The organism is Streptomyces sp. NPDC006798 (assembly GCF_040635975.1).
Taxonomy (GTDB): domain Bacteria; phylum Actinomycetota; class Actinomycetes; order Streptomycetales; family Streptomycetaceae; genus Streptomyces.
Genome location: NZ_JBEYIS010000014.1, coordinates 1 through 11,241, shown reverse-complemented (window position 1 = coordinate 11,241; position 11,241 = coordinate 1). Strand labels below are relative to the sequence as shown.

At 72.0% G+C, this 11,241-nt stretch carries 8 protein-coding genes; 1 reads left to right on the top strand and 7 read right to left on the bottom strand.

Translation table 11 applies throughout. The annotated features are described in order from the left end of the window. Positions 1-103: 103 nt before the first annotated feature. Entirely contained in the window at positions 104-1,003 is a 900-nt protein-coding gene (locus tag ABZ714_RS11935) for a hypothetical protein (RefSeq protein ID WP_358825057.1), read from the top strand. Positions 1,004-1,251: 248 nt separating this feature from the next. Here ABZ714_RS11935 and gatB read toward each other — a convergent pair whose 3' ends face one another. The 7 genes from gatB to ABZ714_RS11900 all read right to left on the bottom strand — a co-directional run bounded on the left by gatB (position 1,252) and on the right by ABZ714_RS11900 (position 11,112). Then, positions 1,252-2,763, bottom strand: coding sequence for an Asp-tRNA(Asn)/Glu-tRNA(Gln) amidotransferase subunit GatB (gene gatB, locus ABZ714_RS11930; RefSeq protein WP_358825056.1), 1,512 nt, complete (start codon positions 2,761-2,763; stop codon positions 1,252-1,254). A 16-nt stretch (positions 2,764-2,779) separates the two neighbouring features. Beyond that, positions 2,780-3,019 (bottom strand): hypothetical protein, encoded by a 240-nt coding sequence (locus ABZ714_RS11925; RefSeq protein WP_358825055.1) that lies wholly within the window; start codon positions 3,017-3,019, stop codon positions 2,780-2,782. Further along, positions 3,016-4,509, bottom strand: coding sequence for an Asp-tRNA(Asn)/Glu-tRNA(Gln) amidotransferase subunit GatA (gene gatA, locus ABZ714_RS11920; RefSeq protein ID WP_358825054.1), 1,494 nt, complete (start codon positions 4,507-4,509; stop codon positions 3,016-3,018). The genes ABZ714_RS11925 and gatA overlap by 4 nt, the downstream gene beginning before the upstream one ends. An 8-nt stretch (positions 4,510-4,517) precedes the next feature. After that, complete coding sequence (gene gatC / locus ABZ714_RS11915) at positions 4,518-4,814, bottom strand: Asp-tRNA(Asn)/Glu-tRNA(Gln) amidotransferase subunit GatC (RefSeq protein WP_358825053.1); 297 nt, start codon at positions 4,812-4,814, stop codon at positions 4,518-4,520. Positions 4,815-5,167: 353 nt separating this feature from the next. After that, complete coding sequence (locus ABZ714_RS11910; RefSeq protein ID WP_358825052.1) at positions 5,168-7,414, bottom strand: EAL domain-containing protein; 2,247 nt, start codon at positions 7,412-7,414, stop codon at positions 5,168-5,170. Between the two features lie 343 nt (positions 7,415-7,757). Continuing rightward, positions 7,758-9,941 (bottom strand): NAD-dependent DNA ligase LigA, encoded by a 2,184-nt coding sequence (ligA, locus tag ABZ714_RS11905; RefSeq protein ID WP_358825176.1) that lies wholly within the window; start codon positions 9,939-9,941, stop codon positions 7,758-7,760. A gap of 172 nt (positions 9,942-10,113) precedes the next feature. Continuing rightward, a complete protein-coding gene (locus ABZ714_RS11900) occupies positions 10,114-11,112 on the bottom strand; it encodes a methionine synthase (protein WP_358825051.1) in 999 nt (332 codons plus the stop codon). Between the last annotated feature and the right edge of the window lie 129 nt (positions 11,113-11,241).

Genomic DNA, 11,241 nt, shown 5'->3' with positions numbered 1-11,241 from the left:
TGCCCCGGCCGCTCAACTCCCTTTCCGGTACGGGCCGTTCCGGTTGCCGGGGCGGAATCGGGCGACCGCCCGATTGTCAGTGGCGGCTGGCACGATGGGTGACATGGAGACCACGGGGACCAACCGGCCGATCCTCGATCCGGACGCCGCAGCCGACCTCGCCCGGGCGCTTTTCGACACACCCGGCGAGTTCATCGGCCGCGCCCCGGTGCCCGTGCTCTCCTTCGAGCCGGGTTCCCCGCTGAGACAGCGGCGGGAGTACTTCGGCGAGGTCTACGGGGCGATCGTGGCCAGACTCGGCGAGCCGACGCTCTACGGGGGCTCGGCCTGCGGGCCCGATGTCCGCTGGCGGGACGGCGGGCGTACGGTCCTGCTCAACGGCACGGGCCAATGGGCCCTGCTGTCCGTCCACGACACGGCGCTGCTGGAGGCCGCCGAGCGGCGCTCTTTCAGCTGGGGCGGCGCCTGGACCATCACCGAGCCGCACGACGTCGATCTGCTGCCCTACCTCTGGCGGCTGGACCGGGGCGGCCCCGGCGAGCGCCCCGCCGAACACCCCTCGGCCCGCCCGATGCCCGGCCTGGACCATTTCGAGAGCGCCCTGGGCCTGCTGCTCAGCGCCTGGATAGAGCAGCTTCCGGTGCAGGTCGGCGACGACTGGGCGCATTTCACCCTGACCAGCGCGGCCGACCGGGGCCGCCGCCTCCAGGTGTCGTACGGGATCGGGGACGGCCTGCTCGTCTCCGTGGACGACCGCGACGGGCCGTGCTCCCCGGAGCGCGAGCTGCTGATGCGCTCCCGGGGCTGGCACAGCCACGACCGGGGCTGGTGGCAGGCGGAGTTCCCGGACCCGGACCGGGCGGACGCCGCCGAGGGCGCCCGGGTGGTCCTCACCGAGCTGCGCGCCCGGGGCACGGTCTCCCCCGACCAGCTGCGGGCCCGCGACATCACCTGCCGCGACCGCGGCGAACTCCTCCTCCCGGGCCTCGGCATCCGCGCCTGACGCAAGCCCCCGGGCCCGCCGGGGAGCCGGGGTCCTCACGCCGCGAGGCGCAGGGGACCGATCAGGGGCGCGAGGAACTGCGCGAGAAACCACAGACGGCCCGCGGCCGAACGCGCCGGCGGCACGGGCTCAGGCACCAGGCCCCGGGGAGCCGGGAGCCCCGGAAGCACCAGGCCTTCCCCGCGAAAAGAGGAGAAGGGCGGTCATCGGGTGACCGCCCTCCTCCGTCAGCGCCGTACGGCGCCCCGTCAGCCCTCGGAGACGCCGAGGCGCTCCAGGATCAGCTCCTTGACCCGGGCCGCGTCGGCCTGGCCTCGGGTGGCCTTCATGACCGCGCCGACCAGCGCGCCCACCGCCGCCACCTTGCCGCCGCGGATCTTCTCCGCGATCGCCGCGTTCCCGGCGATCGCGTCGTCCACGGCGGTGCCGAGCGCGCCCTCGTCGGAGACGACCTTCAGGCCGCGCTTCTCGACGACGGTGTCCGGGTCGCCCTCGCCCGCGAGCACGCCCTCGATGACCTGGCGGGCCAGCTTGTCGTTGAGGTCGCCCGCGGCGACCAGCGCGGCCACCCGGGCGACCTGCGCCGGGGTGATCGGCAGCTCGTCCAGGGACCGGCCGGACTCGTTGGCGTTACGGGCCAGCTCGCCCATCCACCACTTGCGTGCCTGGTCGGCCGGGGCGCCCGCGTCCGTCGTGGCCACGATCAGATCGACCGCGCCCGCGTTCAGGATGGACTGCATGTCGTGCTCGGAGACACCCCACTCCTCACGGAGCCGGTTGCGCCGCACCCTCGGCAGCTCGGGCAGGCCCGCCCGCAGCTCCTCGACCCACTCCCGGGCCGGGGCGACGGGCACGAGGTCGGGCTCCGGGAAGTACCGGTAGTCCTCGGCCTCCTCCTTGACCCGGCCGGACGTGGTGGAGCCGTCGTCCTCGTGGAAGTGCCGGGTCTCCTGGATGATCTTCCCGCCCGATTCCAGTACGGCGGCGTGCCGCTGGATCTCGAACCGCGCGGCCCGCTCGACGGAGCGCAGGGAGTTGACGTTCTTGGTCTCCGAACGGGTACCGAAGACCGTCGCGTCCTTGGGCATCAGGGACAGATTGACGTCGCAGCGCATCTGGCCCATCTCCATCCGGGCCTCGGAGACCCCGAGGGCCCGGATCAGCTCGCGCAGCTCGGCGACGTACGCCCGGGCGACCTCGGGGGCCCGCTCGCCCGCTCCGGTGATCGGCTTGGTGACGATCTCGATCAGCGGGATCCCGGCGCGGTTGTAGTCGAGCAGGGAGTGCGAGGCGCCGTGGATACGGCCGGTGGCACCGCCGACGTGCGTCGACTTGCCGGTGTCCTCCTCCATATGGGCGCGCTCGATCTCCACGCGGAAGATCTCGCCGTCCTCCAGCTGGACGTCCAGGTAGCCGTTGAAGGCGATCGGCTCGTCGTACTGGGAGGTCTGGAAGTTCTTCGGCATGTCCGGATAGAAGTAGTTCTTCCGGGCGAAGCGGCACCATTCGGCGATCTCGCAGTTGAGCGCGAGGCCGATCTTGACGGCGGACTCGATACCGATCGCGTTGACGACCGGGAGGGAGCCGGGCATACCGAGACAGGTCGGGCAGGTCTGCGTATTGGGCTCGGCGCCCAGCTCGGTGGAGCAGCCGCAGAACATCTTGGTCTTCGTACCGAGTTCGACATGGACCTCCAGGCCCATGACGGGGTCGAACGCGGCGAGCGCCGCCTCGTACGACACCAGTTCAGTGATGGTCACAGCAGAACTTTCCCTCTCAGCCCAGCAGGACGTCGTCGTCGCCGAGGCGCTTCAGTTCGCGCAGCAGCAGGGCGATGCCGGTGACGATGGCGGCACCGGTGACGACGGCGTCGACCAGCCGCAGCGTGTCGTGCTCGTCACGGGCCGCCCGTACCTGCTTGGCGACGGCGAGCGCGCCGAACGCGGTCGTACCGATCGACAGGTACGTGCCCGCCTTCGACTTCTTGAAGCCCTTGGCCTTACTGAATGCGCTCACAGCGACGGTGCCTCCTCCAGCAGTGGGTGTCCCCACCTTTCCACGAACGCGGCCTCGACGGCGGCGCCGACCTTGTAAAGTCGCTCGTCCTTCATCGCCGGGGCGATGATCTGGAGTCCGACCGGCAGGTTGTCCTCGGGGGCCAGTCCGCAGGGCAGGGACATCGCGGCGTTCCCGGCCAGGTTGGTGGGAATGGTGCAGAGGTCCGCCAGGTACATGGCCATCGGGTCGTCCGCGCGCTCCCCGATCGGGAACGCGGTCGTCGGCGTGGTCGGCGAGACGATCACGTCGACCTGCTCGAACGCCTTCTCGAAGTCCCGGGTGATCAGGGTCCGGACCTTCTGCGCGCTGCCGTAGTAGGCGTCGTAGTAGCCCGAGCTGAGGGCGTACGTACCGAGCATGATCCGGCGCTTGACCTCGTCGCCGAAGCCCGCCTCACGGGTGAGGGCGGTGACCTCCTCGGCCGACTTGGTGCCGTCGTCGCCGACCCGCAGCCCGTAGCGCATGGCGTCGAAGCGGGCCAGGTTGGACGAGCACTCGGACGGCGCGATCAGGTAGTACGCGGAGAGCGCCAGGTCGAAGGAGGGGCAGTCCAGCTCGACGATCTCGGCACCCAGCTCCTTGAGCAGGGCGACGGACTCGTCGAAGCGCTGGAGGACCCCGGCCTGGTAGCCGTCGCCGCGGAACTGCGCGACGACACCGACCCGCATCCCCGCCACGCTGCCGTTGCGGGCTGCCTCGACGACCGGCGGGACCGGGGCGTCGATGGAGGTGGAGTCCAGCGGGTCGTGCCCGGCGATGACCTCGTGCAGCAGGGCCGCGTCCAGCACCGTACGGGCGCAGGGGCCGCCCTGGTCGAGCGAGGAGGAGAAGGCGACCATGCCGTAGCGGGAGACCCCGCCGTAGGTGGGCTTGACGCCGACGGTGCCGGTGACGGCGGCGGGCTGGCGGATCGAACCGCCGGTGTCCGTACCGATGGCCAGCGGCGCCTGGTAGGCGGCGAGCGCGGCGCTGGAGCCGCCGCCGGAGCCGCCGGGGATCCGGGTCAGGTCCCAGGGGTTGCCGGTGGGGCCGTAGGCGCTGTTCTCGGTGGACGAGCCCATGGCGAACTCGTCCATGTTCGTCTTGCCGAGGATGACGACGTCCGCCTCCTTCAGCTTGCGCGTGAGGGTGGCGTCGTACGGCGGGATCCAGCCTTCGAGGATCTTGGAGCCGACGGTGGTCGGGATGCCCTCGGTGGTGAAGATGTCCTTGAGCGCCAGCGGGACGCCCGCGAGGGGGCCGAGCTTCTCGCCCGCCGCCCGCTTGGCGTCGACCGCGCGGGCCTGGGCGAGCGCGCCCTCCCGGTCCACGTGGAGGAAGGCATGGACCTTCTCGTCGATGGCGTCGATCCGGGCCAGATGGGCCTCGGTGACCTCGACGGCGGTCAGTTCGCCGGTGGCGATCTTCGCCGCGATCTCGGCTGCTGTGAGCTTGATGATGTCCGTCATGACGACTTTCAGTCCTCCCCCAGGATCTGCGGGACCTTGAAACGCTGCTGCTCCTGGGCCGGGGCTCCGGAGAGCGCCTGCGCGGACGTGAGAGACGGACGGACCTCGTCCGCGCGCATGACGTTGGTCAGCGGCAGCGGATGGGAGGTCGGGGGTACGTCCTGGTCGGCGACCTCGGCGACACGGGCTACCGCGCCGATGATGTCGTCGAGCTGACCTGCGAAGTGATCGAGTTCTTCGCCGGACAACTCCAGACGTGCCAGCCGGGCGAGGTGGGCGACCTCCTCGCGCGTGATGCCAGGCATGCGGAGATCCTCATCAGGGTGAGTGTGGGTGTTTGGCCCAATCCTATGGGGCGGCGGCAGGTGGTGACGCAACGGTTTCCCGGGGAGCGCTCCCCGGGGCGTCGCGCGGCCCGGTTCCGGGACCGGTCCGGCCGGGGAGTTTCCTGTGGCCCGGGCCGGATGAGCGAGCGGAGTCCGGTGCCGTGGATCGCAAGGCGGAGGATGGGGTCCCCCGGGCCGCCAGGCCCAGGGGGAGTGCGTGCCGGGGCACGCGAGCCCGGCAAGATCCATCAGAGACGGCCTGGTCCGCCACGGCTCCGGAACCGGCCGCGGGCACGGTGTGCGCCGGGTCCGGCGGCGGGCGCGGCGCGGTGTTACGTACCCAGTTCGCCGGGACCGGCCGAGCCCGCGTTCGCGGCGGCGGCCGGGGGTGCGGCGGGCTCGGCGGCGGGCGGCTGGACGGTCGGGGCCGACGGCACGGCGGCGGCCGGATCGGGGGCGGGGGCGGGGGCGGGAGGTGTCACCGGCGCGGGGGCGGCCGGGGTGTCGATCTGGCGGTGCCAGCCGCGCTCGCCCCGGGCCCGCAGCCAGGCCGTGGTCTCCTGCGGCGGCATCGCGGCGGCCACCAGCCAGCCCTGGACGGCGTCGCACCCCAGATCGCGCAGCCGCTCCCAGGTCTCGTCGTCCTCGACGCCCTCCGCGACGACCAGCAGCCCGAGGGAGTGGGCGAGGTCGACGGTGCAGCGGACGATCTCCGCGTCCTGGGTGTCCACGGCCAGCCGGGCCACGAAGGAGCGGTCGATCTTCAGCTCGCTCACCGGCAGGCGGCGCAGATGGACCAGGGACGAGTAGCCGGTGCCGAAGTCGTCGAGGGACATCCGGACCCCGTGGTCGGTGAGCCCGGCCAGGGTGTCCGCCGCGCGCTGCGGGTCCTCCAGCAGTACGTGCTCCGTTATCTCCAGTTGGAGCGCCCCGGCGGGCACCCCGTACCGGGCGAGCCGGGCGGCGACGGAACCCGCGAACCCGGGGGTGTGGACATCGCGCGGCGAGACATTGACGGCCACCGGCACGTTCAGCCCCTGGGCGCGCCATTTGGCGACCTGGCCGAGGGCGGTGTCGAGGACGTACTCGGTGAGCAGCGGCATCAGCCCGGAGGACTCGGCGATCGCGATGAACTCGTCCGGCGGGACCCGGCCCCGGTCCGGATGGACCCAGCGGACCAGCGCTTCGAGACCGGCGACATGGCCGTCGAAGCGGACCTTGGGCTGGTAGTGCAGCTCGACCTCGCGGGCGTCCAGGGCGCGGCGCAGGTCGCCGAGGAGTCCCAGCCGGTCGGGGGTGTTGCTGTCGCGTTTGGACTCGTAGACCTCGACCCCCGTACGGTCCCGTTTCGCCTGGTACATGGCGACGTCGGCGCGGCGCAGCAGCCCTTCGGCGTCCCGGGCGTGCTCCGGGAAGACGGCGACTCCGGCGCTGGCCTCCAGGACGAGGGTCAGCCCGTCGAGGTCGAGTGGTGAGGAGAGTTCGGCGGCGAGGCGGCGGGCGACCCGCTGGGCGCTGGTGATGGAGTCCGTGGCCGGCAGCAGGACCGCGAACTCGTCGCCGCCGAGCCGGGCGGCCTCGGCGCCGCGCGGCAGGGCGTGCCGCAGTCGCTGCGCTATCTGGAGCAGCAGCCGGTCACCGGCGAGATGGCCGAGGGTGTCGTTGACGGAGCGGAACCGGTCGAGGTCGATCAGGACGAGGGCGGCCCGGGAGCCGCTGCCCTCGGCGTCCTCCAGGGCCGTCCAGGTGCGCTCCAGCAGCCATTGGCGGTTCGGCAGCCCGGTCAGCGGGTCCCGCAACTGCTCCTCGGCGCGGGCCCGGGCGATCCACAGGGTGGAGTCGAGGGCGATCAGCGGCACCGCGAACAGCGGCAGCAGCAGCGGCCGGGCGACGGCGACCACGCAGATCAGGGGGGCGATCCCGAGCAGGGCGACGGCGACGAGGCCCTGCCGGAGCAGCGCCGTCCGGGCGACCGTGGGCAGTCCGCCGCCCTGGGGCGCCTGGATGTACCACAACAGCAGTCGGCTGACCGCGAGATAGGCGGAGGCCGCGATGAGGACTTCCATCGCGGCCCCGATCCCCCAGTCGAGTGGCGACCAGGGGTCCTCGACGCTGGGTGTCCGGTCGAAGAGGATGAGGACGAGGGCGGCGGCACCGATACCGAGGACGTCGACGGCGCCGTGCAGCAGGCCGTGCCGCCTGCGCTGGCGGCGGGCCGAGCCGACCAGGGTGACGACGGCCAGGCTGACCAGGACCGCGGGGATCCAGCCGTACAGCAGCAGGACCGCGAGGGTCAGCGCCGCGCCAGAACCCGTGCCGCCCGACCAGCGGTCCCGGCCCAGGGCGACGAGATGGCCGACGACGACCCCGGTGAGCACGGCCAGGGACCAGCCGGTGGTGGAGCCGGGGAAGAGGGCCCGGCCGTCGTGGACGGCGGCGGCGACTCCGGTGACGACGACGAGTCCGGCACCCGCCACCGCGGCGACGGGCAGTGCGGCCGGCACACCCGCGACTCCACCGGTCAGGGCGGCGATCCCCCGCACCCTCGGGACCGGGGCGGCGCTCTCGGTCGGTTCCATTCCCGTCCCTCTCACAGCCGGCGGTGCCGATCGTCTCGCGATGGTTCCGGTGATTCCCGCGATCCCCATGGTCATCCCAGTCATGCCATCACGACTGAAATCCCATCACGCAGCCGTGCACGACAGGCGCACGTCTCAACAGTAGGCCGGGACGGGCTCCGACGGGCAGCGCTCTACAGCTCTTGCCCGAATGCGACCCGGCCACCCTTATCCATCTGCTATGCGCTGAACGGGTGACTGTTACCGGCCGTTCCCGCCCCGCGCCGGACGTCTTGTTCCCACCCTGCGCGGCCTGTTCGTCCGGGGGCGGGCGCCGGTCCCGCGCCCCGGACGCGCCCCCGTTTCACGCCTCTGCGGGCACAGCCGCCTCACGAGCCGCGTCAGGTCCCTGCTCCAGCAGGACGGCGAAGCCCTCCTCGTTCAGAACCGGCACCTTCAGCTGCATCGCCTTGTCGTACTTGGAACCGGGGTTCTCCCCGACCACGACGAAGCCGGTTTTCTTCGATACGGATCCGGTCACTTTCGCACCGAGGCTCTGCAGGGCTTCTTTTGCGCCATCCCTGGTGTGGGTGGCCAGGGTCCCGGTGACGACGACGGTCAGGCCCTCCAGCGGTCTCGGACCGCTCTCCTCGGCTCCGCCCTCCTCCTCCATCCGTACCCCCGCGGCCCGCCACTTGCGCAGGATCTCCTGGTGCCACTCCTCGGCGAACCACTGCTTCAGGGACGCGGCGATGATCGCCCCGACGCCCTCGGTGGCGGCCAGCTCCTCCTCGGTGGCCTGCTCGATCCGCTCCACCGACCGGAACTCCCGGGCGAGCGCCTCGGCCGCGACCGGACCCACGTGCCGGATGGAGAGCCCGGTCAGGATCCGGGCCAGCGGACGGCTCTTCACCGCCTCGATGCTCTCCAGCAGGGCCAGGGTGTTCTTCCTCGCCTCGCCCTGCTTGTTGGCGAAGACGGTGGCCTTCTTCTCCTCACCGGTCTCCGGGTCCCGCTTCGGCAGTCCGCTGTCCTGGTCCAGGACGTACGCCACGATCGGCAGCAACTGCTCCACGGTGAGCCCGAAGAGGTCGCCCTCGTCCTTCAGCGGCGGCTCCGACGGCTCCAGCGGTCTGGTGAGCGCGGCGGCGGTCACATAGCCGAAGTGGTCGATGTCGAACGCCTTGCGGCCCGCGAGATAGAACAGCCGCTCCCGCAACTGGGCGGGGCAGGACCGGGCGTTGGGACAGCGGAGGTCGATATCGCCCTCCTTCATCGGGCGCAGCGCGGTGCCGCACTCGGGGCATTCGGCGGGCATCACGAACTCCCGCTCCGTGCCGTCCCGCAGATCGACCACCGGCCCGAGGATCTCCGGAATGACGTCACCGGCCTTGCGGAGGACCACGGTGTCGCCGATCAGAACGCCCTTGGCCTTCACCACGTCCTGGTTGTGCAGGGTGGCGAACTCGACCTCGGACCCGGCCACCTTCACCGGCTCGACCTGGGCGTAGGGCGTGACCCGGCCGGTCCGTCCGACCCCGACCCGGATATTGACCAGCTTGGTGTTGACCTCCTCCGGGGGGTACTTCCAGGCGATGGCCCAGCGGGGCGCGCGGGAGGTGGAGCCGAGCCGCCCCTGGAGCGGGATCTCGTCGAGCTTGACGACGACGCCGTCGATCTCGTGCTCGACCGAGTGCCGGTTCTTGCCGTAGTAGGCGATGAACTCCCGCACACCGTCGAGGGAGTCGACCACGCGGTTGTACCGGGCGGTGGGCAGACCCCACTCGCGCAGCAGCTCGTAGGCGTGGGAGAGACAGTCGATGTCGAAGCCGTCGCGGGCGCCGATGCCGTGGACCACCATGTGCAGCGGGAGGGTGGCCGTGACCCTGGGGTCCTTCTGGCGCAGGGATCCGGAGGCGGAGTTACGGGGGTTGGCGTACGGCTGCTCCCCGGCGGCGACCCGGCGCGCGTTCAGCTCCTGGAACGCCTCCATGGGGAAGTAGACCTCGCCGCGGATCTCCACGAGGTCGGGGATCCGGTCGCCGCTCAGCCGGTCGGGGATGTCGCCGATGGTGCGGATGTTCGGGGTGATGTCCTCGCCGACCCGGCCGTCGCCCCGGGTGGCGGCGCGGACCAGCCGCCCCTTCTCGTAGGTCAGATTGACCGCGAGGCCGTCGACCTTCAGTTCGCACAGGAAGTGGAAGTCGGGTGTGCCGACGTCCCGGGCGATGCGCTCGGCCCAGGCCGCCAGCTCCTCCTCGTCGAAGGCGTTGTCGAGGGAGAGCATTCTCTGCCGGTGCTCGACCTTCGCGAGGTCCGTCTCGTAGTCCCCGGACGGCTTCTGGGTCGGCGAGTCGGGGGTTCGCAGCGCCGGATACTTCTCCTCCAGCGCCTCCAGGGACCGCATCAGCGCGTCGAACTGGCCGTCGCTGATGACCGGCTGGTCCTTCACGTAATACCGGAAGCGGTGTTCGTCGATGTCCCCCGCCAGCCGGGCGTGCTCCTCCCGGGCCTCCGGGGGCAGGTCGGGGTCGTCCTGCGCGGGCAGGCCCTCGCCCCGCACGGCCGTCGGGGCCGTACCGTCCCGCGGGGCGGTCTCCTCGCCGCCGTCCGCGGGCTGTTCCGTCCGCTCTTCGCCCGTCACCGTCGTGTCCTCCCGTCGTCGCCGGAGCGTTCCCGGCACCCGTCACTGCTCATCGCCCGCCCGGCACCCCGAAAAGTCACTCAGGGTGTTCCGCGAGCGATCGCGCGGCCCGGACGCAGTGGGCGAGCGCGGCCCGGGCGTACGCCGGTGAGGCGCCCGCCAGACCACAGGTCGGGGTCACGACCACGGAACGGCTCAGCGTCCCCGGATCCAGCCCCAGCCTGCGCCACAGCGTCCTGACACCCATGACGCTACCCGCCGGGTCTGACAATTCCGTGTCGGTGGACGGCACGACGCCCGCGAAGAGTGTCGTACCGCCTTCTACGGCCTCCCCGATCGCCTCCTCGTCACGCTCGGTGAGCAGGCCGAAGTCCAGGGAGACGGCCGCCGCCCCGGCCCGGCGGAGCAGGGCCACCGGGACGTCGGGGGCGCAGGAGTGGACGACGGCGGTCTCGTCGCCGATCACCTCGCGCAGGGCGGCCTCGACCAGCTGCCGGTCCACGGCGCGGTAGGTGCGGTAGCCGCTGGCGGTACGGACCCGGCCGCGCAGGACGGCGGTGAGGGAGGGCTCGTCGAGCTGGAGCGCGATCCGGGCGCCGGGGATCCGGCGGCGTACGTCCGCCAGATGCGTACGGAGTCCTTCCGCTAGGGACTCGGCGAGATCCCGGCAGGCGCCGGGGTCGCGGAGCGCCGACTCGCCGTTGCGCAGTTCCAGGGCCGCGGCGAGCGTCCAGGGGCCGACGGCCTGCACCTTGAGCGGTCCCCGGTAGTCCTGGGTGAACTCCTCCAGGGCGTCGAGGTCCTCGCGGAGGAGGGACCGGGCCCGCCGGGTGTCGCGGCCGGGCCGGTCGCTGATCCGCCAGCCGCTGGGTTCGACATGGGCGTACATCTCGACGAGCAGACCGAGGCCGCGTCCGATCATGTCGGCGCCGGGGCCGCGCGCGGGCAGCTCGAACAGGTGGGGGAAGTCCTCGAAGGACCCCGTGACGGTCTTGGCCGCCTCACGGGCGTCGCCGCCGGGCAGGGAGCCCACTCCGGTGGCGGCACCCCAGCTGAACTTGGTCTTCTCAGTCACCCCGGCAGGGTACGTGCCCGGCCGCCCCGGCCCCGACCGGGCGGGTACCCGGCCGCCCCGGTCCCGGCCGCGCCCCCGGCCTCGGCCGTGCTACGTCATAGACATGAGCGATCTCGTGACCGAGCGGCT

What these genes read in the sequence shown, in the direction of transcription:
- ABZ714_RS11935 (WP_358825057.1), top strand. Translation starts at nt 104, where the DNA reads ATGGAGACCACGGGGACCAACCGGCCGATCCTCGATCCGGACGCCGCA.
- gatA (WP_358825054.1), bottom strand. Translation starts at nt 4,509, where the DNA reads ATGACGGACATCATCAAGCTCACAGCAGCCGAGATCGCGGCGAAGATC.
- gatC (WP_358825053.1), bottom strand. Translation starts at nt 4,814, where the DNA reads ATGCCTGGCATCACGCGCGAGGAGGTCGCCCACCTCGCCCGGCTGGCA.
- ABZ714_RS11910 (WP_358825052.1), bottom strand. Translation starts at nt 7,414, where the DNA reads ATGGAACCGACCGAGAGCGCCGCCCCGGTCCCGAGGGTGCGGGGGATC.